This window comes from Aminobacter sp. J44 (assembly GCF_007829415.1).
In the GTDB taxonomy this organism is placed as follows: Bacteria; Pseudomonadota; Alphaproteobacteria; order Rhizobiales; family Rhizobiaceae; genus Aerobium.
The window spans coordinates 50,286-74,699 of the sequence record NZ_VLJG01000045.1 but is presented as its reverse complement, the minus strand read 5'-3'; the positions used below and the strand labels follow the sequence as shown (position 1 = coordinate 74,699).

Annotated in this window: 24 protein-coding genes and 2 pseudogenes; 5 read left to right on the top strand and 21 right to left on the bottom strand. The window is 62.9% G+C overall.

Annotated features, from left to right (window positions below):
* Positions 1-6: 6 nt before the first annotated feature.
* The 18 genes and pseudogenes from L610_RS15165 to L610_RS15080 all read right to left on the bottom strand — a co-directional run bounded on the left by L610_RS15165 (position 7) and on the right by L610_RS15080 (position 17,134).
* Positions 7-1,512, bottom strand: coding sequence for an NADH-quinone oxidoreductase subunit M (locus tag L610_RS15165; protein ID WP_144706091.1), 1,506 nt, complete (start codon positions 1,510-1,512; stop codon positions 7-9).
* Entirely contained in the window at positions 1,512-3,494 is a 1,983-nt protein-coding gene (gene nuoL / locus L610_RS15160) for an NADH-quinone oxidoreductase subunit L (protein ID WP_024847587.1), read from the bottom strand. Before nuoL ends, L610_RS15165 begins: the two co-directional genes overlap by 1 nt.
* 7 nt (positions 3,495-3,501) lie before the next feature.
* On the bottom strand, positions 3,502-3,810 hold the full coding sequence (nuoK, locus tag L610_RS15155) for an NADH-quinone oxidoreductase subunit NuoK (protein ID WP_024847586.1): 309 nt from the start codon (positions 3,808-3,810) through the stop codon (positions 3,502-3,504).
* Positions 3,811-3,814: 4 nt separating this feature from the next.
* The gene (locus tag L610_RS15150) at positions 3,815-4,435 is read right to left on the bottom strand and encodes an NADH-quinone oxidoreductase subunit J (RefSeq protein WP_024847585.1); all 621 of its coding nucleotides are present in this window, start codon (positions 4,433-4,435) and stop codon (positions 3,815-3,817) included.
* 133 nt (positions 4,436-4,568) lie between these two features.
* Entirely contained in the window at positions 4,569-5,060 is a 492-nt protein-coding gene (nuoI, locus tag L610_RS15145) for an NADH-quinone oxidoreductase subunit NuoI (protein WP_024847584.1), read from the bottom strand.
* Between the two features lies 1 nt (position 5,061).
* Positions 5,062-5,253 carry a hypothetical protein gene (locus L610_RS15140; protein WP_144706089.1) on the bottom strand — a complete coding sequence of 64 codons (192 nt, stop codon included), beginning with the start codon at positions 5,251-5,253 and terminating at the stop codon, positions 5,062-5,064.
* Positions 5,250-6,299, bottom strand: a complete 1,050-nt coding sequence (gene nuoH / locus L610_RS15135) for an NADH-quinone oxidoreductase subunit NuoH (RefSeq protein ID WP_024847582.1) — start codon at positions 6,297-6,299, stop codon at positions 5,250-5,252. Before nuoH ends, L610_RS15140 begins: the two co-directional genes overlap by 4 nt.
* Before the next feature lie 9 nt (positions 6,300-6,308).
* Positions 6,309-8,390, bottom strand: coding sequence for an NADH-quinone oxidoreductase subunit NuoG (gene nuoG / locus L610_RS15130; RefSeq protein ID WP_024847581.1), 2,082 nt, complete (start codon positions 8,388-8,390; stop codon positions 6,309-6,311).
* A 66-nt stretch (positions 8,391-8,456) separates the two neighbouring features.
* Positions 8,457-8,996, bottom strand: a complete 540-nt coding sequence (locus L610_RS15125) for a helix-hairpin-helix domain-containing protein (RefSeq protein ID WP_186441513.1) — start codon at positions 8,994-8,996, stop codon at positions 8,457-8,459.
* 56 nt (positions 8,997-9,052) lie between these two features.
* On the bottom strand, positions 9,053-10,357 hold the full coding sequence (gene nuoF / locus L610_RS15120; RefSeq protein ID WP_144706084.1) for an NADH-quinone oxidoreductase subunit NuoF: 1,305 nt from the start codon (positions 10,355-10,357) through the stop codon (positions 9,053-9,055).
* A gap of 28 nt (positions 10,358-10,385) precedes the next feature.
* Positions 10,386-11,279 (bottom strand): annotated as a pseudogene (gene nuoE / locus L610_RS15115) (NADH-quinone oxidoreductase subunit NuoE); the annotation flags it as partial.
* A complete protein-coding gene (locus L610_RS15110; RefSeq protein ID WP_144706081.1) occupies positions 11,280-12,470 on the bottom strand; it encodes an NADH-quinone oxidoreductase subunit D in 1,191 nt (396 codons plus the stop codon).
* 8 nt (positions 12,471-12,478) lie between these two features.
* Positions 12,479-13,084 carry an NADH-quinone oxidoreductase subunit C gene (locus L610_RS15105; protein ID WP_144706079.1) on the bottom strand — a complete coding sequence of 202 codons (606 nt, stop codon included), beginning with the start codon at positions 13,082-13,084 and terminating at the stop codon, positions 12,479-12,481.
* Between the two features lie 9 nt (positions 13,085-13,093).
* Positions 13,094-13,675: an NADH-quinone oxidoreductase subunit B family protein gene (locus L610_RS15100; RefSeq protein WP_024847575.1), complete on the bottom strand. Its 582-nt coding sequence runs from the start codon at positions 13,673-13,675 to the stop codon at positions 13,094-13,096.
* Positions 13,666-14,031, bottom strand: coding sequence for an NADH-quinone oxidoreductase subunit A (locus L610_RS15095; RefSeq protein WP_024847574.1), 366 nt, complete (start codon positions 14,029-14,031; stop codon positions 13,666-13,668). Before L610_RS15095 ends, L610_RS15100 begins: the two co-directional genes overlap by 10 nt.
* A gap of 207 nt (positions 14,032-14,238) precedes the next feature.
* Entirely contained in the window at positions 14,239-14,616 is a 378-nt protein-coding gene (locus L610_RS15090) for a hypothetical protein (protein WP_348640231.1), read from the bottom strand.
* Positions 14,617-14,830: 214 nt separating this feature from the next.
* Positions 14,831-15,883: an aldo/keto reductase gene (locus L610_RS15085; protein ID WP_144706077.1), complete on the bottom strand. Its 1,053-nt coding sequence runs from the start codon at positions 15,881-15,883 to the stop codon at positions 14,831-14,833.
* Positions 15,884-15,955: 72 nt separating this feature from the next.
* Positions 15,956-17,134, bottom strand: coding sequence for a TadE/TadG family type IV pilus assembly protein (locus tag L610_RS15080; protein ID WP_144706075.1), 1,179 nt, complete (start codon positions 17,132-17,134; stop codon positions 15,956-15,958).
* Positions 17,135-17,346: 212 nt separating this feature from the next.
* Between L610_RS15080 and pncB the strand changes: the two genes are divergently transcribed.
* On the top strand, positions 17,347-18,651 hold the full coding sequence (gene pncB / locus L610_RS15075; RefSeq protein WP_144706073.1) for a nicotinate phosphoribosyltransferase: 1,305 nt from the start codon (positions 17,347-17,349) through the stop codon (positions 18,649-18,651).
* Between the two features lie 19 nt (positions 18,652-18,670).
* On the opposite strand, the gene L610_RS15070 is transcribed toward pncB, so the two are convergent.
* Complete coding sequence (locus L610_RS15070; protein ID WP_144706071.1) at positions 18,671-19,501, bottom strand: aldo/keto reductase; 831 nt, start codon at positions 19,499-19,501, stop codon at positions 18,671-18,673.
* 86 nt (positions 19,502-19,587) lie between these two features.
* On the opposite strand from L610_RS15070, the gene L610_RS15065 reads away from it, so the two are divergent.
* Positions 19,588-20,571: a heparan-alpha-glucosaminide N-acetyltransferase gene (locus tag L610_RS15065; protein WP_144706069.1), complete on the top strand. Its 984-nt coding sequence runs from the start codon at positions 19,588-19,590 to the stop codon at positions 20,569-20,571.
* Positions 20,561-21,040 (top strand): isoprenylcysteine carboxylmethyltransferase family protein, encoded by a 480-nt coding sequence (locus L610_RS15060; protein ID WP_144706067.1) that lies wholly within the window; start codon positions 20,561-20,563, stop codon positions 21,038-21,040. The genes L610_RS15065 and L610_RS15060 overlap by 11 nt, the downstream gene beginning before the upstream one ends.
* A gap of 8 nt (positions 21,041-21,048) precedes the next feature.
* Here L610_RS15060 and L610_RS15055 read toward each other — a convergent pair whose 3' ends face one another.
* Positions 21,049-21,597, bottom strand: a complete 549-nt coding sequence (locus tag L610_RS15055) for a GyrI-like domain-containing protein (RefSeq protein WP_144706065.1) — start codon at positions 21,595-21,597, stop codon at positions 21,049-21,051.
* Between the two features lie 179 nt (positions 21,598-21,776).
* Here L610_RS15055 and L610_RS15050 point away from each other — a divergent pair.
* Together L610_RS15050 and L610_RS15045 are read left to right on the top strand one after the other, a co-directional pair.
* A pseudogene (locus L610_RS15050) lies at positions 21,777-22,268 on the top strand (tripartite tricarboxylate transporter permease); the annotation flags it as partial.
* 189 nt (positions 22,269-22,457) lie between these two features.
* Complete coding sequence (locus L610_RS15045; RefSeq protein ID WP_144706063.1) at positions 22,458-23,948, top strand: lipopolysaccharide biosynthesis protein; 1,491 nt, start codon at positions 22,458-22,460, stop codon at positions 23,946-23,948.
* A gap of 4 nt (positions 23,949-23,952) precedes the next feature.
* Here L610_RS15045 and L610_RS15040 read toward each other — a convergent pair whose 3' ends face one another.
* Positions 23,953-24,396, bottom strand: coding sequence for a MarR family winged helix-turn-helix transcriptional regulator (locus L610_RS15040; RefSeq protein WP_144706061.1), 444 nt, complete (start codon positions 24,394-24,396; stop codon positions 23,953-23,955).
* Positions 24,397-24,414: the final 18 nt, after the last annotated feature.

The window sequence follows — 24,414 nt, the reverse complement described above, 5'->3', positions numbered from 1 at the left end:
ACTACCTTAGCGGCTCGCCATCGCGGCCTGAGTGGCCTCGATCGACAGGGTTACATTGTTGACGAGAGCGTCCACCGACGCGGTCGTGAAGTCGAAGACCGCCGACGGATACACACCGAAGAAGATCACGAGAATGACCAGCGGGTAGAGAATGGCCTTCTCGCGGCCCGACAGGTCCATCAGGCCCTTCAGGCTCTCCTTGGTCAGTGCACCGAAGACCACGCGGCGGTAGAGCCACAGCGCGTAGGCGGCCGACAGGATCACGCCAGTTGCCGCGAACAGGGCGACCCAGGTGTTGACCCGGTAGACGCCAGCCAGCGTCAGGAACTCGCCGATGAAGCCCGAGGTGCCCGGCAGGCCGACATTCGCCATCGTCATGATCAGGAACACGACCGCGTACTTCGGCATGTTGTTGACCAGACCGCCATAGGCGTCGATCTCACGAGTGTGCATGCGGTCGTAGATCACGCCGACGCAGAGGAACAGCGCGCCCGAGACCAGGCCGTGCGACAGCATCTGGAAGATCGCGCCCTGGGTGCCTTCGATGTTGAGGGCGAAGATACCCATCGTCACGTAGCCCATGTGGGCGACCGACGAATACGCGATCAGCTTCTTGATGTCCTCCTGCATCAGCGCCACCAGCGAGGTGTAGATGATCGCGACGATGGACAGGGTGAACACGAACGGCTGGAAGTACAGCGACGCATCCGGGAACATCGGCACCGAGAAGCGCAGGAAGCCGTAGCCGCCCATCTTCAGCAGGATCGCGGCAAGCAGAACCGAACCAGCGGTCGGCGCTTCGACGTGCGCGTCCGGCAGCCAGGTGTGGACCGGCCACATCGGCATCTTCACCGCGAAGGACGCGAAGAAGGCGAGCCACAGCCAGGTCTGCATCGAAGCCGGGAAGTCATGTGCCAGCAGCGTCGGAATGTCGGTGGTGCCGGCGTTCCAGAACATCGCCATCATGGCGAGCAGCATCAGCAGCGAGCCGAGCAGCGTGTAGAGGAAGAACTTGAACGACGCGTAGACGCGGCGCGGTCCGCCCCAGACGCCAATGATGATAAACATCGGCACGAGGCTCGCCTCGAAGAAGACGTAGAACAGCACTAGGTCGAGCGCGCAGAACACGCCGATCATGATCGTTTCCAAGATGAGGAACGCGATCATGTACTCCTTGAGGCGCTTCTCCACTTCCCACGAGGCCAGGATGCACATCGGCATCAGGAACGTGGTCAGGATGACGAACAGCACCGAAATGCCGTCGACGCCCATGTGGTAGGAGATGCCGGAGTCGAGCCACGCGGTCTTCTCCACGAACTGGAACCCTGCATAGGTCCGGTCAAAGCCGGCCCAGATGAAGAGCGACAGCAGGAAGGTGACGACCGTCGTCAGCAGCGCGATGTTGCGGATGTTCTTGCGCGCGGCGGTGCCCTCGTCCCTGACCAGCAGGATCAGGAACACGCCTACCAGCGGCAGAAAGGTTACGGTCGATAGGAGCGGCCAGCCGGTCATCAGAAGGAGCCTCCGAGCATCATCCAGGTGACAAGCGCAGCGACACCGATGAGCATTGCGAATGCATAGTGGTAGAGATAGCCGGTCTGCATCTTGACGACCCGGTCGGTGATGTCGACGACGCGTGCCGCGACGCCATTGGGACCAAAGCCGTCGATCACGACGCCGTCGCCCTTCTTCCAGAGGAAGTAGCCGAGGCGCTTTGCAGGACGGACGAAGAGGAAGTCATAGAGCTCGTCGAAGTACCACTTGTTCAGCAGGAACTGGTAGAGCCCCTGATGCTGCTGGGCGAGCTGCTTCGGCGTCTCCGGCGAGCGGATGTAGAACTGGTATGCAACCAGGAAGCCCAGCACCATCGCGACGAACGGCGACAGCTTCACCCAGAACGGCACGTGGTGTGCATCGTGCAGGATGTGGTTGTCCGGCAGCGTGAACAGCGCTCCCTGCCAGAAAGCATCGTAGTTGTCGCCGATGAAGTAACCCGAGAACACGAAGCCAGCGAACAGCGCACCGACTGCGAGCAGGTACAGCGGCACCAGCATGACCGGCGGCGATTCATGGACGTGGTGCATGACCTCTTCCGACGCGCGCGGCTTGCCGTGGAACGTCAGGAAGATCAGGCGCCACGAGTAGAAGCTCGTGAACATCGCGGCGATGACCAGCAGCGTGAAGGCGAAGCCAGCAACGGCGCTATGCGAAGCGAACGCACCCTCGATGATCGCGTCCTTCGAGAAGAAGCCCGCGGTACCGATCACGGTCGCCGGGATACCCACGCCGGTCAGCGCAATCGTCCCGATGATCATCATCCAGTAGGTGGTCGGGATCAGCTTGCGCAGCCCGCCCATCTTGCGCATGTCCTGCTCGTCGGAGACGGCGTGGATCACCGAGCCCGAGCCAAGGAACAGCAGCGCCTTGAAGAAGGCGTGCGTGAAGAGGTGGAACACCGCGGCCGAGTAGAAGCCGAGGCCGAGCGCGACAAACATGTAGCCGAGCTGCGAGCAGGTCGAGTACGCGATCACGCGCTTGATGTCGTTCTGAACGAGGCCCACGGTCGCCGCGAAGAAGGCGGTGATCGCGCCGATGATGGTGACGACCATCAGGGCGGTGTGGGTCAGCTCGAAGATCGGCGAGAGGCGAGCCAGCATGAAGACGCCGGCGGTGACCATCGTCGCCGCGTGGATGAGCGCCGACACCGGGGTCGGGCCTTCCATCGCGTCCGGCAGCCAGGTGTGCAGAGGAACCTGCGCCGACTTACCCATCGCGCCCATGAAGAGCAGCAGGCAGATCACGGTCAGTGCGCCAGCCTGGGTCAACGACCAGTCGAGGAACTGGAAGACGACCTGTCCGGTGGTGTCCGGGTTCGCGGCAATCGATGCGGCGTTGGCGAAGATCGTGTCGAAGTTCACCGAGCCGAAGATCACGTAGACGCCGAACATGCCGAGCAGGAAGCCGAAGTCGCCGACGCGGTTGACGACGAACGCCTTGATCGCGGCCGCATTCGCCGACGGCTTCTTGAACCAGAAGCCGATCAGCAGATACGAGGCCAGACCCACGCCTTCCCAGCCGAAGAACATCTGGACGAGGTTGTCCGACGTGATCAGCATGAGCATCGCGAAGGTGAACAGCGACAGGTAGGCGAAGAAGCGCGGCCGATGCGGATCGTGGTGCATGTAGCCGATCGAGTAGATGTGAACCAGCGCAGAGACCGAGTTCACGACGACCAGCATCACCGCAGTCAGCGTATCGATGCGGAATGCCCAGGAAACATCGAAGCTGCCGACTTCAATGAAGCGCAGCACCGGAACGGTGAAGGCCGGCGTATCGCCGAGGGCTACCTGGAAGAAGGCCACCCACGACAGGACGGCCGCGATGAGCATGAAGCCGGAAGTTACGAATTCCGATGCCTTGGCACCGATCGCGCGGCCGAAGAGGCCGGCGATCAGGAAGCCCGCGAGCGGAAGGAAGACGATGGCGTGATACATTGCCCGCTCAGCCCTTCATCATGTTGACGTCTTCCACGGCAATCGAGCCGCGGTTGCGGAAGAAGACGACGAGGATTGCCAGACCGATCGCCGCCTCGGCCGCCGCCACTGTCAGGACAAACAGGGCGAAGACCTGGCCGACGAGGTCGCCAAGCACGGCCGAAAAGGCCACGAAATTGATGTTCACCGCGAGCAGGATGAGCTCGATCGACATCAGGATGACGATCACGTTCTTCCTGTTCAGGAAGATGCCGAACACGCCGAGCGTGAACAGGATCGCCGAGACGGTGAGATAGTGTGCGATACCGACTTCCATTGCCTCAGATTCCCCTGCCCGTCTCGACTTTCTTGACTTCGATCGCGGTAGCCGTCGTGCGGGCAACCTGAGCCGCGACGCTCTGGCGCTTGGCCTTCGCCTTGTGGCGCAGGGTCAGCACGATCGCGCCGATCATAGCCACCAGCAGCACCAGGCCGGCGATCTGGAAGAAGAAGAGATAGTCCGTGTAGAGAATGTCACCGAGCGCAGCGGTGTTGTGGCGCTGGTCGACCGGCGGCGTCGGCCGCGAGGTCGAACCGGCGAGTTCCGGCGCGAAGGTGTAGCCGCCCAGCACGACGATCAGCTCGGCGGCGAGGATCAGGCCGACCAGCGCGCCGATTGGGGCGTACTGCAGGGCGCCCTGCTTCATCTCTCCGAAGTCGACGTCGAGCATCATCACGACGAAGAGGAAGAGAACCGCCACCGCGCCGACATAGACCACCAACAGGATCATCGCCAGGAACTCGGCGCCCGTCAGCAGGAACAGGGCAGCCGCGTTGAAGAAGGTGAGGATCAAAAAGAGCACAGAGTGCACCGGGTTGCGCGACGAGATGACCATGAAGGCCGCCGCGACCGCGATGAAGGCGAACACGTAGAAAAAGATCGCCTCAAGTCCTGTCAGCATGGGTTCCCCCGGGTTCCAATAAAGGCACTATGCATCTTGCAACGCCCTGCTCCACGACTGCTGCAGCCCGTCGGCTCCGGCAGATTCGCGTGTTCCTTAGAACAGCCGTTACCGGCCGTCCACTTCACCCCACTCAGCGGTAGGGCGCATCCAAAGCTATGTTTCGCGCGATCTCGCGCTCCCACCGGTCGCCGTTGGCGAGCAGCTTCTCCTTGTCGTAGTAGAGCTCTTCGCGCGTCTCGGTAGAAAATTCGAAGTTCGGGCCTTCGACGATCGCATCGACCGGGCAGGCCTCCTGGCAGAAGCCGCAGTAGATGCACTTGACCATGTCGATGTCGTAGCGAACCGTGCGGCGGGTGCCGTCATTGCGGCGCGGGCCGGCCTCGATTGTGATCGCCTGCGCCGGGCAGATCGCTTCGCACAGCTTGCAGGCGATGCAGCGTTCCTCACCGTTCGGATAGCGGCGCAACGCATGCTCGCCACGGAAGCGCGGCGAGATCGGGCCTTTCTCGTACGGGTAGTTGATCGTGTACTTCGGCGCAAAGAACTGGCGCATCGACAGGAAGAAGGCCCCGACGAACTCCTTGAGCAGCAGCGACTTGGCAGCCTGGGCTAGCGCTGACATGTTATTCTCCACCAAACAAAGAGCCGGCGAACCAGCCCATCACCGGGAACACGGCCGTCTTAGCCGCTCCCGAAACCTTCGTTGCATTTACCGTCCCGGCGAATTCCACCCGCCGCGACTTCGCGCAGAGGAAGCTGGCGTCAGCATGCGCCGCCACCAGCCCGAGCAAAGCTCCTGTTGCGCCTCCGATCATGCCGCCGTCAGCTCCAGCACCTTGAGGAAGATGGCAGTAGCGATGACCATGAACAGCGAGATCGGCAGGAACACCTTCCAGCCAAGGCGCATCAGCTGGTCGTAGCGGTAGCGCGGGACGAAAGCCTTCACCATGGCGAACATGAAGAAGACCATGCAGACCTTGAGCACGAACCAGATGACGCCCGGCACCCAGGTGAACGGCGCGAAGTCGAACGGCGGCAGCCATCCACCCAGGAACAGGATGGTGGTCAGCGCGCACATCAGGACGATGGCGACGTATTCACCAAGGAAGAACAGCAGGAACGGCGTCGACGAATATTCGATCATGTGACCGGCGACCAGCTCCGACTCGGCTTCCACCAGGTCGAAGGGCGGGCGGTTCGTCTCGGCGAGCGCCGAGATGAAGAAGATCACGAACATCGGGAACAGGCCGAGCCAGTGCCAGTCGAGGAACGTGTTCGGCAGGCCGAGACGCGTACCTAGACCATCGCGCTGCGACAAGACGATGTCGGTGAGGTTCAGCGAGCCGACGCACAGCAGCACGGTGACAATCACGAAGCCGATCGAGACTTCGTAAGAAACCATCTGCGCCGCCGAACGAAGCGCGCCGAGGAACGGGTACTTCGAGTTCGAGGCCCAGCCGCCCATAATCACGCCATAGACCTCAAGCGAGGAGATGGCGAAGATGTAGAGGATGCCGACGTTGATCGTCGCAATCGCCCAACCTTCCGAGACCGGGACCACCGCCCAGGCGGCAATCGCGAGAACCGCCGAAACAAGCGGCGCCAGCAGGAAGACGACCTTGTTGGCACCGGACGGAATGACCGGCTCCTTGAAGACGAACTTCAGCAAGTCGGCGAACGCCTGCAGCAGGCCCCATGGGCCGACCACGTTCGGGCCGCGGCGTAGCTGAACCGCCGCCCAGATCTTGCGGTCGGCGTAGAGAAGATAAGCAACCAGGATCAGCAGGACCACGATCAGCAAGACGGACTTGCCGAGAATGATCAACGCCGGGAGCACGTATGATGCAAAGAAGGAATCCATTGCCCCGCCCTATTCCGCCGCCTGCCTGAAGCCATCGCGCGCCAGGGCCGAGCACTCGGCCATGACAGCGGACGCCCGGGCGATCGGGTTCGTCAGATAGAAGTCAGTCACTGGCGAAACGAAAGCCGCACCCGAAACCGAGCCGCCCTTGCCGGCAAGCGCCGCAACGTCGGCCGGATTGCCCGGAGCGATTTCATCGATCGCCGCAAAATGCGGATACTCCGCATAAAGCTTGGCGCGCAGCTGCGTCAGCGAGTCGAACGGCAGGCGCTTGCCGAGCACGTCGGAGAGGGCACGCAGGATTGCCCAGTCTTCCTTGGCGTCGCCCGGCGCAAAGCCGGCGCGGTTAGCCAGCTGTACGCGGCCTTCCGTGTTGACGTAGGTGCCCGACTTCTCGGTGTAGGTCGCGCCCGGCAGGATGACGTCGGCGCGGTGCGCACCGGCGTCGCCGTGGCTGCCGATGTAGACCGTGAAGGCAGAGCCGATCTGCTTCATGTCGAATTCGTCGGCACCGAGCAGGAAGAGCACATCGAGCGCGCCCATCATGCCAGCAATATCCTTGCCCCCCTCACCCGGCACGAAGCCGAGGTCGAGACCGCCGACGCGGGCGGCTGCGGTGTGCAGGACGGCAAAGCCGTTCCACTCTTCCGACACGGCACCGACATCCGTCGCGATCTTCGCGGCCAGTGAGAGGACGGCAGCGCCATCCTCGCGAGCAAGCGCGCCTTGGCCGACGATGATGAGCGGACGCTTGGCGTCCTTCAGCGTCTGCAGGAAGGCGATCGAGCCGGACGCCAGCTGCGCCAGCGTGTCACCGCCGTTACCCAGCGGCTGGTAATCGTAGCGCAGGTCACCGGCCTCGCCGATGACGGCGATCGGCAGGTCGGACGCACGCCAGCGCTTGCGGATACGGGCGTTGAGCACCGATGCCTCGAAGCGCGGGTTCGAGCCGATGATCAGGATCGCGTCCGCATCCTCAATGCCTTCGATGGTCGGATTGAAGATGTAGCTTGCACGGCCGTTGGTCGGGTTCAGCGCGGCGCCGTCCTGGCGGCAGTCGATGTTCGCCGAGCCGAGCGACTGCATCAGCAGCTTCAGCGCGTACATTTCCTCGACCGCGGCGAGATCGCCGGCAATCGCGCCGATCTTGTCGCCGCTGGTGCGCGAGATAGCGTCCTTGATAGCGGCGAATGCCTCACCCCAGCTTGCCGGCTGGAGGCGGCCGTCACGGCGCACATAGGGGCGGTCGAGACGCTGCGAACGCAGGCCGTCCCAGATGAAGCGGGTCTTGTCGGAGATCCACTCCTCGTTCACCTGGTCGTTGACGCGCGGCAGGATGCGCATGACCTCGCGACCGCGTGTATCGACGCGGATCGCAGAACCCACGGCGTCCATCACGTCGATGGACTCGGTCTTGGTCAGCTCCCACGGACGCGCCTGGAATGCATACGGCTTCGAAGTCAGCGCGCCGACCGGGCACAGGTCGATAACGTTGCCCTGCAGCTCGGAAGTCATCGCCTGCTCGAGGTAGGTCGTGATCTCGGCATCCTCGCCGCGGCCGATCAGGCCGAGCTCGGAAATGCCAGCAACTTCAGTGGTGAAGCGGACGCAGCGCGTGCAGTGGATGCAGCGCGTCATCACCGTCTTCACGAGCGGGCCAATGTACTTGTCCTCGACGGCGCGCTTGTTCTCCGCATAGCGGGACGCGTCGACGCCGAAGGCCATCGCCTGGTCCTGAAGGTCGCACTCGCCACCCTGGTCGCAGATCGGGCAATCCAGCGGGTGGTTGATGAGCAGGAACTCCATCACACCTTCGCGGGCCTTCTTCACCATAGGCGAGTTGGTGAACATCTCCGGCAGTTCGCCGTTCGGGCCCGGACGAAGGTCGCGCACGTTCATCGCGCACGATGCCTGCGGCTTGGGAGGACCACCCTTCACTTCCACGAGGCACATGCGGCAGTTGCCGGCGATCGACAACCGCTCGTGGAAGCAGAAACGCGGCACTTCTGCGCCGGCATGTTCCGCCGCCTGAAGAAGCGTGTAGTGATCGGGTACCTCGATCTCTTTGCCGTCGACCTTCAGTTTAGCCATATTGCCTCAACTCCGCGGATACCCGCAAAACCCTGCTTCGGGGCGGCTGGCCGCCCCAGTAGTTCGTCACTCGCGACCGGATAGCGCCTTCGCCTGCCCTACCCAGTCATCACGTTCAATACGGCCCGAAAGGCCAAACTCGGCATCGAGTGCCGCAATCGCCTCTGCATCGAGCTCAGCGATCTGGCGGATCGTCTGGATACCGCGCTTCTTCAACACCTGTTCGAGCTTCGGACCGATGCCGGAGATCTTCTTCAGGTCGTCCTCCGCTTCGGTTTTTGCCGTTGCGGAAGCTCTGCTAGCGGACGAAGCTTTCGCAGGCGTTGCCTTCTCGACCAGCTTCAGCCGCGTGACGTTGGAACGCGGTGCCGGAGCCGCCGGTGCGGGCGTCGCCGGCGCTGCTTCCTCGAAGAAGCGGCGCGTCGCGTCGACAGCAGCAGACATCGCACCGAGCCACACCCCAAAGGCGTGACTGGCAACGCCGAAGCCGAAAGCTCCGACAGCGGCAGCGCCGCCCGTCGGGTGCGCCATCAGGTTGATCGCGGAGGCGATCTCCTGCGGCATCCCGGCCGGCTTGACGCTGGCTATGTCACCATACTGCTTCATCGGCATCATTCCGTGGGGTCCCCTGGCGGAGGCCCTGCGTAAGACTTTCCTTCGCCCTATTCCGCAGCGACCAGCACCGGCTCGGTGCGATGGGAGTTGCGGGTGAATTCGTCGATGCGACGCTCGATCTCCGGGCGGAAGTTGCGGATCAAGCCCTGGATCGGCCATGCCGCCGCATCGCCAAGAGCGCAGATCGTGTGGCCTTCCACCTGCTTGGTCACGTCCAGCAGCATGTCGATCTCGCGCTTGTGCGCCTCGCCACGAACGAGACGCTCCATCACGCGCCACATCCAGCCGGTGCCCTCGCGGCACGGCGTGCACTGGCCGCAGCTCTCGTGCTTGAAGAAGTACGAGAGGCGCGCGATCGCCTTGATGATGTCGGTCGACTTGTCCATCACGATGACGGCCGCCGTACCGAACGACGACTTGCGCTCGCGCAGACCGTCAAAGTCCATCGGGCAGTCGATGATATCCTCGGCCTTGACCACCGGGCACGATGCGCCGCCGGGAATCACCGCCAGCAGGTTATCCCAGCCGCCGCGAATGCCGCCGCCATGCTTCTCGACGAGCTCACGGAAGGTGATGCCCATCTCCTCTTCGACGGTGCACGGCGTGTTGACGTGACCGACGAGCATGAACAGCTTGGTGCCGACATTGTTCGGACGGCCGAACGACGAGAACCAGGATGCGCCGCGGCGCAGGATGGTCGGAGCAACCGCGATCGACTCGACATTGTTGACGGTCGTCGGGCAGCCGTAGAGACCCATGTTCGCCGGGAACGGCGGCTTCAGGCGCGGCTGACCCTTCTTGCCCTCGAGGCTTTCGAGCAGCGCGGTCTCTTCACCGCAGATGTAAGCGCCGGCGCCGTGGTGGACGAAAATGTCCATGTCCCAGCCGCACTTGTTGTTCTTGCCGAGGAGGCCTGCGTCATAGGCCTCGTCGATCGCGCGCTGCAGCGCCTCGCGCTCGCGGATGAACTCACCGCGGACGTAGATGTAGGCGGTGTGCGCGCCCATCGCGAAACCGGCGATCAGGCAGCCTTCAACCAGCGTGTGCGGGTCGTTGCGCAGGATCTCGCGGTCCTTGCAGGTGCCGGGCTCGGATTCGTCGGCGTTGACGACGAGGTAGTGCGGACGGCCGTCGCTTTCCTTCGGCATGAAGGACCACTTCAGGCCGGTCGGGAAGCCGGCGCCGCCGCGGCCACGCAGGCCCGACGCCTTCATCTCGTTGATGATCCAGTCGCGGCCCTTGTCGATCAGGCCCTTGGTGTCATCCCAGACACCGCGGCGCATCGCGCCCGCGAGCGACTTGTCAAATCGTCCGTAGATATTGGTGAAGATGCGGTCTTTATCCTGAAGCATCCCGACCTCCTTAAACCGACTTCTTGTCGGCGTCTTCAGCCGGCTTGTCAGCGTCTGCACGCTGCTCACCGGTGACAGACTTGTTAGCCTCGACCTGGTTGGTCGCAGGTGCCGCCACGCTCGCCGAAGCTTCGGCAGCCGGGCTCGCCTTGACCGGCGATGGCGATTTCACAGCCGGGTTGGTCTCGATCGCATCGGTCTTCGGACGACCTGCCTCGCTAGGCGGGAGCTCAGCCGAACCTGCCTGGGCGGCCGCAGCAGCAGCCGCTGCCTCGCGGGCCAGCGCATCGCGGGTCGTCTTCAGGACGTTGACCTCGTCGGTCAGCGCGGTGAAACCGGTGGCCGGCGCGGAGAAGAAGCGGTCGGTCTGCGGACCGGTCGGAACCTGCTCGCCGCGGCCAGCCTCGAACTCATCGATGATCTCGGCGAGACGCTCCGGCGTCAGATCCTCGTAGGTGTCCTTAAAGATCATCACCATCGGCGCGTTGACGCAGGCGCCGAGGCACTCGACCTCTTCCCACGACAGCGTGCCGGACTCGTTGCAGTGATGCGGCTCCGAATGGATCTTGTTGCGGCAGACTTGCTTGAGGTCTTCGGCGCCGCGCAGCATGCAGGGCGTTGTGCCGCAGACCTGGACATGAGCCTTGGTGCCAACCGGCTTGATCTGGAACTGCGTGTAGAAGGTCGCAACTTCGAGGACGCGGATATACGCCATGCCAAGCATGTCGGCGACGTACTCGATCGCAGCCTTGGTCACCCAGCCTTCCTGTTCCTGCGCCCGCATCAGAAGCGGGATCACAGCGGACTGCTGGCGCCCTGCCGGGTATTTCTTGATGGTCTGCTCTGCCCACGCCAGGTTCGCCTCGTTGAAGGCGAAGCTGGCTGGCTGCAAGGCTGGCTCTGCGAGACGGCGAACGGACATTTAACGGTCGACCTCACCAAACACGATGTCGAGGGAGCCAAGGATGGCGGATACGTCGGCGAGCATGTGTCCCTTGCACAGGAAATCCATCGCCTGAAGATGCGCATAGCCCGGCGCGCGGAGCTTGCAGCGGTACGGCTTGTTGGTGCCGTCCGACACAAGATAGACGCCGAACTCGCCCTTGGGCGCTTCCACGGCGGCGTAGACTTCGCCGGCCGGAACACGGAAGCCCTCGGTGTAAAGCTTAAAGTGGTGGATCAGCGCTTCCATCGAACGCTTCATCTCACCGCGCTTGGGCGGGACGACCTTGCCGTCAACAGTCGAGACGGGGCCCACGCGCTCGCTGCCGAGCAGACGCTCGACGCACTGGCGCATGATGCGGGCCGACTGACGCATCTCTTCCATGCGGATGAGGTAGCGGTCGTAGCAGTCACCGTTCTTGCCAACCGGAATGTCGAACTCGAGTTCGTCGTAGCATTCGTAAGGCTGCGACTTGCGCAGGTCCCATGCGGCACCCGAGCCACGAACCATGACGCCGGAGAAGCCCATCGCCCATGCATCTTCGAGGCTGACGACGCCAATGTCGGCGTTACGCTGCTTGAAGATGCGGTTTTCGGTCAGAAGCGCATCGAGATCGTCGATGGTCTTCAGGAATGGATCGATCCAGTTGCCGATGTCCTGAATGAGGCGCTCCGGCAAATCCTGGTGAACGCCACCCGGACGGAAGTAGGCCGCGTGCATGCGCGAGCCCGATGCGCGCTCGTAGAACACCATCAGCTTCTCGCGCTCCTCGAAGCCCCACAGCGGCGGGGTGAGAGCACCAATGTCCATGGCCTGCGTCGTCACATTCAGGATGTGCGACATGATGCGGCCAATCTCGGAGTAGAGCACGCGGATCAGCTGACCGCGCTTCGGCACCTCGATGCCGAGCAGGCGCTCGACGGCCAGGCAGTATGCATGCTCCTGGTTCATCGGGGCGCAGTAGTCGAGGCGGTCGAGGTACGGAACGGCCTGCAGGTAGGTCTTGTACTCCATCAACTTCTCGGTGCCGCGATGCAGCAGGCCGATATGCGGATCGGCGCGATCGACGATCTCGCCATCCAGCTCGAGCACGAGACGCAGAACGCCGTGCGCCGCCGGGTGCTGCGGACCGAAGTTGATGTTGAAATTACGAACGGATGTCTCAGCCATAACGCGCCTCAGTTCGGCTTGGCTTTCTCATCGCCGGGCAGCACGTAGTCAGTGCCTTCCCACGGCGACAGGAAGTCAAAATTGCGGAACTCCTGCTTGAGCTCCACGGGCTCGTAGACCACGCGCTTGATCTCGTCGTCGTACCGGACTTCCACGAAGCCGGTGAGCGGGAAATCCTTGCGCAGCGGATGCCCTTCAAAGCCGTAGTCGGTGAGGATGCGGCGCAGCTCCGGATGACCGGAGAACAGCACGCCATAGAGGTCGTAAACCTCGCGCTCGTACCAGTTTGCGCCCGGGAACACCGAGGTCACGGACGGCACCGGCGTATCCTCGTCGGTACGGACCTTGACACGAATACGCAGGTTCTTGGTCGGTGACAGCAGGTGGTAGACGACGTCGAAGCGATCCTCGCGCGCCGGATAGTCGGCGCCCGAAACGTCGATGAACGAGACAAAGCGGCAGTTGGCGTCGTCACGCAGGAACTGCACTACGTCGACGATCGCCTCGCGCACCACGAGGACAGTGAGCTCGCCATATGCGACGGTGACGTCCAGGACCTGGTCGGCCAGACGTTCGCGCACATAGGAACCGAGGCTGGAAAGGGCTTCGCTCATAGTCGCTTCTTACCGCTCAATGGTGCCGGTGCGGCGGATCTTCTTCTGCAGGAGAAGAATGCCGTACATCAGCGCTTCCGCCGAAGGCGGGCAGCCAGGAACATAGATGTCCACCGGGACGACGCGATCGCAGCCGCGCACCACCGAATAGGAATAGTGATAATAGCCGCCGCCGTTGGCGCACGAACCCATCGAGATCACATAGCGCGGCTCAGGCATCTGGTCATAGACCTTGCGGAGCGCGGGCGCCATCTTGTTGGTCAGCGTGCCGGCGACGATCATGACGTCCGACTGGCGCGGGGAAGCGCGCGGCGCGACGCCAAAGCGCTCACTGTCGTAGCGCGGCATTGCTGAGTGGATCATCTCCACGGCGCAGCAGGCCAGACCGAAGGTCATGTACATCAGCGAGCCGGTACGGGCCCAAGTGATCAGGGCTTCCGACGAGGTGACAAGGAAACCCTTGTCCGACAGCTCGTTGTTCAGCTCGCCGAAGAACGGATCATCAGAACCGATCGGCTTGCCGGTGTTCGGATCAATGAGACCCTTGGGCTTTGGGGCAACCAAAGTCTGGGAGGCGTCGTTCAATCCCATTCCAGTGCTCCCTTCTTCCATTCATAGATGAAGCCGATGGTCAGCACAGCGAGGAAGACCATCATCGAAGAAAATCCCAGCCACCCGATCTGACCGAAGGAGACGGCCCAGGGGAACAGGAAGGCCACTTCGAGGTCGAAGATGATGAACAGGATCGACACCAGATAGAAGCGGATGTCGAACTTCATGCGCGCGTCGCTGAAGGAGTTGAAGCCGCACTCGTAGGCGGACAGCTTCTCCGGATCAGGGTTGCGGAAGGCGACCAGGAACGGCGCCACCAGGAGCGCGAGACCCACCACCAGCGCAACGCCGAGGAAGATCACGATTGGAAGGTAGGAACTCAGAAGTTCGCTCATCGTATTTTCCGTTTGCACCTCAACCTGGCTCGTTACCAAAGCAGCGACCCAAGGGCGTGACCGCAACAGATTCTCCGACAGGAGTTCTTGAAGCGAGGATATATGCGGGGCGAGCGTTAGCGCAGGCGACCCCGCGAAGCAAGTCCAAGATTTGCCAGAATTTTGCGCTGAACGGCCCTGGCGAAGGACGTCCTGCCCCTGAGGCGGTTACAAGTTAACGTTACCTTTCCTGTCCACAGCAATTGAAAACGGGGTGCCTTCAAAAGCATCAGCGCCCCGCCCGATTGCCTCTATTGCAGCGATCATCCGTCCTTCACGCCCGAGAAGCTCATCAGCGTGACCGATGAGCCGCAAATTTGGCGTCGCGGACGGCGAAACACGGCGCAATTCCTGCGCGAGTTCTGCCTCGCAGCGATGCGGAGCAAGTGCCGCAACGGCAATGTAGGCGGCCGCGGTCGAGCGGCTGATCCCCGCAAAGCAGTTGATAACCAGCGGCTGCGCCCGATCCCACTCCCTGACAAAGGCGAGCAGGCTCTCCACATGCGCCCTGGCCGGCACGACCATGCCCGGTTCTTCGGCGACCACGTCATTCATCTCGAGGAAGAGATGATTCGCCGGGACGATGCTGGCAGGACGCTGGAACTCCGCCCTGTGGGTCAAAAGGGTAACCAGCCGTGTGGCGCCTGCCAGCGCGATGGTCTCCTCAACCCTCGTCTTCGGACAAACGTAGATCATTGGACTAATCTTGCGGCGCCTGCATCAAGCCCTGCGCCTGCCAGCCAAATAGGTACTCGAGACATCAGGGGCAAGGGTTGCCGCGCAACTGGTGCTCAGCGTCGACCGCCTGTTGCATCTCTTCGGTCCACTTCACCTCCGCCAAGGACAGCGCGAGCTCAAGCTGCTCGATGGACGTCGCGCCAATGATGTTCGAGGTAACGAACGGCTGATGCGTGACGAAGGCGTTGGCGAACAGTGCCGGCTCCATACCGAACTGGCGAGCCATGTTGTTGTACGCCTTGAGCGCGTCGGCAGCACCAGGCGTCTCGTAGCGCTGCAGGCGATCGAACAGCTGCTTGCGCGAGCCGGCCGGCAGAGCGCCATCGTCGTATTTTCCGGTGAGGTACCCCTGCGCCAGCGGAGAATAAGCGAGCAGGCTCACCTCCTCGCGGTCGCAAACCTCGGCGAGGTTCACCTCGAAGGTGCGGTTGACGAGGTTGTAGGCGTTCTGCAGGGACGCCGGACGTGGGCCAACGCCGCGTTCCGACTCGGCGATGAACTTCATCACGCCCCAGGAGCTTTCGTTCGAGAGACCCAGATGGCGGATCTTGCCGGCCTTCACCAGTTCGTCGAACACGGCGAGCGTTTCGGCAATCGGCGTTTCATCGTCGGCGCGCTTGGCCGGCCATTCGTTCACGCGGTTGGGGTTGGAGCCCCACGGGACCAGACGGTCGGGGAAGTGGATCTGGTAGATATCGACGTAGTCGGTCTGCAGCTTCTGCAGCGACTTGTCGATCGCGTCCATGATGTCTGCGCGCACCAGTCTCGAGGGGCGGCCGCCGCGGAACCACTCATTGGCGGTGCGTCCCACGACCTTGGTTGCGAGCACGAGCTTGTCGCGGTTGCCACGCGCCTTCATCCAGTTGCCGATGATGCGCTCAGTGCGGCCCTGCGTCTCCGCCTTCGGCGGGATCGGGTATAGCTCGGCGGTGTCGATGAAGTTGACGCCGCGGTCGATCGCGAGGTCGAGCTGCTGATGACCTTCGGCTTCCGTGTTCTGCTCGCCGAAAGTCATGGTCCCGAGACAGATCTTCGAGACAAAAATATCCGTGCGCCCGAGCCTGCGCTTTTCCATATGCCGTACTCCAGAATGATGGGTGGCCGACGAGTTGGACTCGCCGGCCACAAAAGTCAATTTCCGCAGGTGTCAGTGCGAAAGATAAACCGTCTTATGACCCGAACCCGGCGAGGAAATGCCGGTCATGTTCCAATCAGCGTCATTGATGATGAGCGTATTGAAGACCATCGCGACCTTGTTCTGGCCGATATTGGTCTTCGAGTTGTAGATAGCGTCGCGGTTGGGGAGGTAGATCACGCCTTCCAAATGCTCGCTCACCGAACCGTTGAAAATGAACGGTCCCTTGTTGGTGCCCTTTGTCTCGAACATCAGGATGCCCTTGTAGGGTCCGGATGTCGGGGCGGTCGCTTTCATCGTGATGCCGCCGTTCATGCGCAGTTCCGCATAGGGGCTGGTGAAGTAGAAGGTCACGCCCTCGGCGATCACCGTAGCACCTGCGGGAATGATGATCGTGCTCGAGATAATGTGCAGTCCCGGCTCGAAGACAACCTTGTACGGTTCGTTGATGTTGAAACCGCAGTGCTTGCCGGGACTGATCGTGTAGGTCGTGCCGTTCTTCGATGGGCCCGATGAGCAGTTGGCGGGTATAGTCGGCGCCGGGATCGCGTTTGCATACGGATCGTTATCGACCTTGCAGTTGGTCTCAAGCCCGCCGAGCGTGCCGCCATTCTTGATGATGTTGGTGCCGGCGACGCAGGTCTTCGCGACGTCGATGGTCGCGCCAGCGTTCATGATCATTGCGGGGTTCGACTTCGAATGGACGTGGATTTCGCAGTCCTTGGCGGACACGTTGGCCCCGGAGTTCACCAGCAGCGCCTGTTGTGCGTTGCCGAGAATGGTCACGCAGGGCACCGGCGTGGTCGCCGTCGTGAACCGTGCCTGCGAATAGACGCCGATCTCCTTGCCCTCGGTCATCCCCGGGATCCTGAAAGTGGTCGCCATCGGGCGCGCCGCCCAGCCGTTCAGGACGCCATCGCCGAGCTCGAAGCGGACCGTAGTGACGCCCGCGTCCGAATAGGTCCGATTGAAGAATTGCTGCGCCGCGGTTGTCTGGTTGCTCTCGGCGGNAAGCCGCTGCTGCAGGTCGGAGCGCATGCGTGATGCATTGGTATATTCAACTGCCAGTGCCACCGCCCCGAGAAGCGGCAGACTCGCGATCGCAGTGATGACGGCGTAATTGCCGCCTCGGTCGCGTGCAAACGTTGAGAGGAGCGCGCGCAGGCGCTCACCAAGGCGCAAAAACTCCATGTCGGCCCCCCAGCCGTGTATACTCACGCGCCACTGACTATAGGTAAGGCGTAAAATTCCGCTGAATCCAGCGCTGTCTCGTTGCGCCCAGGGTTACGGAATTGACAATGGAGCCCGCATAGGTTCCGTTCCCCACGCGCCATCGGGAGGATGGCCGAGCATGAGGACACCGTGAGCGCAACTTCTCCCACGCGCTCGTCGCGAGACACGACATGACCAAGACCGACATCGCCCGCAGGGTCTACAACCACACCTGGAAGCTCGACCCGATCGTGCGCAGCCTGCTCGACACGGACTTCTACAAGCTCCTGATGCTGCAGATGATCTGGGGGCTCTATCGCGATGTTGACGCTACCTTTTCGCTGATCAACCGCACGAAGTCGGTGCGGATCGCGGAGGAGATCGAAGAGCAGGAGTTGCGCGCGCAGCTCGACCACGCCCGCACGCTGCGCTTCACCAAGAAGGAGATGATCTGGCTCGCCGGCAACACCTTCTACGGGCGCAAACAGATCTTTGAGCCGGACTTCCTCGCCTGGCTCGAGAACTTCCGCCTGCCCGAATACGAGCTTTTCAAGCGCGACGGCCAGTACGAGCTCCACTTCCACGGCCGCTGGCACGAAACGACGATGTGGGAGATTCCGGCCCTCGCCATCATCAACGAGCTGCGCTCACGCGCGGCGCTGAAGTCGATGGGTCCGTTCGCGCTCGACGTCACCTATGCCCGTGCCAAGGCGAAGGTATGGGAAAAGGTCGAGCTGCTCAGGAAATATCCCGAACTGCGCATTTCCGACTTCGGCACCCGCCGTCGCCATTCGTTCCTATGGCAGCGCTGGTGCGTCGAGGCGCTGAAGGAAGGCATCGGTTCCGCTTTCACCGGCACGTCGAACGTGCTGCTGGCTATGGATACCGACCTGGAGGCACTTGGCACCAATGCGCACGAGCTGCCGATGGTACTGGCCGCGCTGACAAAATCCGATAAGGAGCTGCGCGCCTCTCCCTACAAAGTTCTGGAAGCCTGGCAGCGCTACTACGGCGGCAACCTGCTGATCGTGCTGCCGGATACCTTCGGTACCGCCTCGTTCCTCCGCGATGCACCGGACTGGGTGGCTGACTGGACCGGCTTCCGTCCCGACAGCGCCCCGCCGATCGAGGGCGGCGAGCGCATCATCCAGTGGTGGAAGGAACGTGGCCGCGATCCGCACGAAAAGCTGCTGATCTTCTCCGACGGTCTCGACGTCGCCACCATCGAGAAGACCTACCAGCACTTCAAGGGCCGCGTGCGGATGTCGTTCGGCTGGGGCACAAACCTCACCAACGACTTCAAGGATTGCGCGCCGGCGCATAACGATCGCCTCAAGGCGATCTCGCTCGTCTGCAAGGTGACGCAGGCGAACGGACGTCCGGCAGTCAAACTCTCCGACAATCCGGAAAAAACCACCGGCGATCCGAAGGAAATCGAGCGCTACCTGCGTGTCTTCGGCGAGGAAGCGCGGACGAGGCAGCCGGTCCTCGTCTAGACCGGCTGCAAGCAGTCAATCAGGCTGCGTCCCACTTCGGGGAAAACGCGTAGTCGCAGATGCGTGGCGCCTTGCCCCGCAGCGCGGTGATGCCTGCCATCTCCGCATCGCTCAGCGCGAAGTCGAACACGTCGATGTTTTCGGCGAGGCGCTCCTTCTTCGACGTGCGCGGGATGGCGACGATGCCGTCCTGTTGCACATGCCAGCGCAACACGATCTGGCCCGGCGTCTTGCCATGGGCGCTGGCGSCTGCCTGCACCACCGGCTCGCTGAGGAGCCCACCACCGCGATAGATCGGGCAGTAGGAAGTCATCGCCATGCCGGCCGCGCGGCAGGCCTCGTAGACTTTGCGCTGGTCGAGATACGGATGGTTCTCGACCTGATTGGCGACCAGCGGCTCATCGGTCAGCGCAAGCGCCTCGGCGACCAGCGCGGTCGGAAAGTTCGAGACGCCAATGTGGCGTGCGAGGCCGTCGGCCTTCACCTTGTTCAGCGCCGCGATCGACTCCTTCAGCGGAATTTCCGGGTTCGGCCAGTGGATCAACAGCAGGTTCACGTAGTCGAGGCCGAGGCGGCGCAGGCTGTCCTCCGCGGAGCGGCGCAGGTCACCCGCCGCCAGATCCGTCCACCAGGCCTTGGTGGTGACAAAGATGTCGTCGCGAGAGACGCCCGAAGCGCGCAGCCCCTCGCCCATCGCTTGCTCGTTCTTGTATGCCGCCGCCGTGTCGATATGGCGGTAGCCGAGCGCCAGCGCGTCCGCGACCAGCGAGGCACACGCCTCTCCCTCGAGGGTCCAGGTGCCCATGCCGAGAGCTGGTATCGAGGCGCCGTTGGCTTCAACGTTATGCATGCATTCTCCCTTCTGCTTGGCCCGCTGCCGCCGTTTCGTGCTATCGCTGGCAACGGCGTAAGGGGCTGACTCGGGAAGAGAGACTAGTGCAGCGTTCCGCGATCGACAAATCCCGGCTGGAGGCCATCGACGTCGCGCGAGGCCTCGCTCTCGTGGCCATGGCGATCTACCATTTTGCGTGGGATCTCGAGTTCTTCGGCTATGTTCCTCATGCAATGACGGCGCAAGGCGGCTGGAAGCTGTTTGCCCGCTGCATCGCCTCGTCGTTCCTGTTTCTGGTTGGTGTCAGCCTGTTTCTCGGCCACGCCAGGGGCATTCGCTGGCGGCCGTTCCTGCGGCGCCTGGCAATGGTCGCGGGCGCCGCGGCGGCGATCTCGCTGGTGACGTGGCTGGCGGTGCCAGGCGGCTTCATCTTCTTCGGCATCTTGCACCAAATCGCGCTCGCCAGCGTGCTTGGCCTCGCCTTCCTGCGCCTGCCGAGCTTTGTCACCATCCTCGTCGCAATTGCTGTCCTGGCCGCGCCGAATTTCCTTCGCTCGACCTTCTTCGACCACCCGGCGCTGTGGTGGGTGGGGCTGTCGAGCATCAATCCGCGATCCAACGACTATGTGCCGCTGTTCCCGTGGTTCGCGGCAGTGCTGTTCGGCATCGCGGGCGCGCGGACAGCAAAAGCCATCGGCCTGTTCGACCGGATGGCGCACTGGCGCATGCCGAACTGGACGCGCCCGCTGCAGTTCGCGGGGCGGCATAGCCTCGCCGTCTACCTCATCCACCAGCCGGTGCTGATCGGCCTCGTGTGGCTGTTCTCGCAGGTGATGCCGGCAGCCGAGCCGGCGCGGGACGGGCAGTTCATGCGCGCCTGCCAGGCGCAGTGCGAGGACGTGAAAGAGACGCCTTTCTGCGAGTACTATTGCGTCTGCGTGATGGGCACTCTCGAAAACGAAAGCCGCTTCAACGAGATCTATGAGGGCACGCCGAGCACCGAGACATCGCAGAGATTGCAGGAGATCATCTCCGCATGCACAGTTGATGCGGAGTTCGTGACGAAGGGGGAGGAACATGACCAATGACATCAGCCACCAGCCAAATACCATTCCCTGGCCGCCACTGATCTACCTTCCGGGCGTGGCGCTCGGATTCATCCTGAACTGGCTGTTCCCGCTTCCATGGATCACCCGGCCGCTATCGGAAATCCTGTTCGCGTTCGGGTGGCTGATCGCCGCCGGCGGCATCGCCATAATCGCGATGGCTATCCGGGCGATGCGTCGCGCGGACACGACGTTGAGGCCGCACCGGGGCGCCGACCATCTCGTCACGACCGGTCCCTTCGCGCTTACCCGCAACCCGCTTTACGTGGGCAACACGATGATCATGATCGCCCTAGGCCTGATCAGTGGCATCGCGTGGTTCCTGCCGCTGGCGGTCATCGCGGCGTTCCTCACGCAAAAACTCGCGATCGAGCGGGAGGAAAAGCACCTCGAGGCGAAGTTCGGCAAGCGCTGGCGCGACTATGCGAAGAAAGTCAGGCGGTGGCTGTGAGGAGTAAGTCAGACTGAGGTCGCGCTGAAGCCGCCGGTCGTTCTCGGCGTCGCCACGCTAACCGTCTGCACCGGCAGCATCAGCCGCAGCGCAGGCGGTGCATCGAGATCCGCGTCGTGCGGATATTCCTCGCGGTGGTCGTAGTGGGTGCGGTCGCGGCGGTAATCGCTGGTGCGGATCCAGTCGAGGATGTGGCCATAGTGGGTGACGACATCGCCGTCCTGCGGCCCATGCCAGGAGCTCGCGACCGTCATCTCGACGAGATCCAGCAGGTCGAAGCCTGCGGGAAGTGCCTCACCCGGCTCCACCGCGATGCCGGCGAAATACTCAAAGCTCCCCTCGCCCAGCGCACGAGAGAGCGCGACGATCGGGCTTTTCCAGGCAGCACTGCGCCTTTCAGAAAAAGCCTGCACGCGACGGAGCAAGGCTTCTGTCTCGCCGGACGCCGCCTGCTCATGCGTGCCGCTCCAGCGCAAGCCGCCAAGAAGCTGGCGCGGACGCTCGGAGATCGAGATGGCATGCGCCCCAAAGCTGGACTCTCCGCAAAGCTGGCACATGATCGGCTGAACGTTCCTTCAAAACTTGCTTGGAAATGGCCCTCGCGCGCAGCCGCGTCAACATGCGAACGCGCATCTGGCACGCAGCGGGGCAACAAACGTCATATCGTACCCCATTATCACTGAAGTAATCGGCCGGAATGGCTCCGAACTGAAAGGCCCTGCATGGGATTTTTCCCTTCCAGCAGTACAACATCCAGCCCGGCCCGCTGCTTTTCGCGCAGCATGCCGGCCTCGTCTGGGCGCTGATTGCCTCGCTGTTCATCGCTAACGTGATGTTGCTGATCCTCAACCTGCCGCTCGTCGGTCTGTGGGTGAAGCTCCTGAAGATCCCGCTGCCATGGCTCTATGCCGGCATCCTTGTCTTCGCGACGATGGGCACGATTGCCGCGAATCCGTCGGTGGTGGAACTGCTGCTGCTCGTCGCCTTCGGCGTGCTCGGCTTCCTGATGCGACGGTACGACTATCCGATCGCGCCGGCGATCGTCGGCCTGATCCTCGGACCGATGGCGGAGCTGGCGCTGCGCCGCTCGCTGCAGATCAGTCAGGGCGACCCAATGATCCTGTTCCAGCACTGGAGCTCGGCGACGATGATCGGCATCGCCATCATCGCGTTGCTCGCTCCTTACGTGTTCAAGGGGCTGGCGCGGATGGGCCGCGACGAGGACTAGCCGCTCGTCCCACTGCGAAAATCAGGGCGCCGCGGGTCACCGCGGCGCCTTTTTCCTGTCCGTCCTCACCTATCGCGCCTTGGATTGGCGACGAGCCAACGCCGTTAGCCTTTCGGCTAAATGGACGCAGCTGTCGGGGCATGAATATGCTGGCGGGCAACTGAGCTGCCGTCCCGAAGGCTGCGAGACGTGACATCCGAACCCCAGCAGAAATTCTCCAGTACGCCAGCGGGCAGCGTCCTCTGGATGACCGCGCAAAAATGGTTCAGCAGGCTGAGCGGGCTGCTGACCGTCGTGATCCTCGCGCGGTTGCTCGCGCCTGCGGATTTCGGACTCGTCGCGATCGCGCTGTCGATCATCCCTTTCCTTACGCTGCTCTCCGACCTCGGCTTTTCCACCTATCTGGTCCAGGCGCAGAACCCGACGCCGGAGCATTTCAGCACCGCGTTCTGGTACTCCTGCATCGCAGGAACGATTCTCTCCTTCGGGCTTGGCCTGCTGGGCTATCCGCTGCAGATGTTCCTGGAGGTGAAGGACGTCGTGCCGATCCTGTGGGGGCTCGCGCCGGTCGTCCTGTTCGCTGCCGTGGGCTCGGTGCCCAATGCCATGCTGCGCCGCCGGATGCGGTTCGATCTGATCGCTCGTCAGGCGATGCTGTCCGGCGTGATTGGCCAGATTGTCGCAATAACCCTCGCGCTGAGCGGTTTTGGGGTCTGGGCGCTGGTCGCGCAGACGCTGATTGCCCAGCTTACCGGCACGGTGATGATCTGGATCGCCGCGCGATGGGTGCCGTCAAGCGCCTTCCACTTCGGCGAATTCCGCCGCATGGCGGTGTTCGGCTTCAATGTCGTCGCGGTTGAATTCACGGCCATGGCGCGGGCCTCGGCCGAGAACACGATCGTCGCCGCAACGCTTGGCCTCAACGGACTTGGTTATCTCAACGTCGCGCAGCGGCTGATCCAGGTTGCGCAGGACCTTACCGTCACGGCCATCACGCCGGTCTCGACGGTGGTGTTCTCGCAGCTTCGGGTGGACCGTAAGAGGATCGCGTCGGCTTACGACATGGCGCAGGCGGTGGCCTATGCGCTGGTGACGCCGATCATGGTGTTCATCGCGGTTTGCGCGCCGCTTCTCGTGCCGGTCATCTTCGGCCCGCAGTGGCAGCCGAGCATCGGCGCGGCACAGGGCTTTGCGATTGCCGGCATCATGACCATCGGCGCTGCCCTCGATCACGGCCTGCTCTACGGCCTCGGCAAGCCGGGAACCTGGTTCATCTACGCCGTCATCATCGATGGGCTCACCGTCGCCGTCACCTTCGTCACGGTGGCGCACGGTCTCGAGGCCGTGGCGATCGGATTTATCTTCGTGGCTCTGGTGGCGACGATGATGCGCTGGCCGCTGGTGACGTCGCAGATCGACGTCACGCTCGGCCAACTGGCCGGACAGTTTTCGCGGGTCATCCTGCTCGCGGGAGCAACCGGAGTCGCGGGGTACATCGCCTTCGACGCGGCTGCCGATCATGCGCCGCTGGTCAGGCTCGTGATTGCGGGCTGCGCGATCAGCCTGTGCTGGCTGGCGAGTGTTTACTTCCTGTTCCCGGCCGCCTTGACCGAGGGAAAGCGCCTGCTGCAGAAGGTGCTCGACCGGATAAGACCGGCAGCGGTCGTCGCCGACCGGTAGTTCCTCAGCCCGCGGCTTCGAGAGAACCTCTCAATCGCCGCAGCAGACTAACTGCAGCAGCGAGATCCTCTGCTGCAACGTCTCCGGCGATTGCCCCCAGCCACTTGCGGCGCGCGCCATCTGCCTGACGGTAGATATCACGCCCCCTATCGGTGACCTCAAGCAGCGGTGCGCGCCTGTCGCGCGGGTTATCAACCGTGACCAGCAGCCCCTCGCCGGCTAGCGCGTTCGCGATGCGCTGGACTGCCTGACGCGTGACGCCAGCCTCGCGGGCGATCTGGGCGACGGTCTGGCCCTCCGACTTTCGCATCACTGCGCCGAGGATCTGCCAGCGCGCACTCGTCAGCCCAAACGCACCAACCACCTCGTCGCCGGCGGCGAGCAGGCTGCCGTTGAGGCGAAAGACTTCCAGCACCAGCTGGCCAAGGTCTTCGGAGGTAGCTGACACGACGTGTTCTCCCGCTTC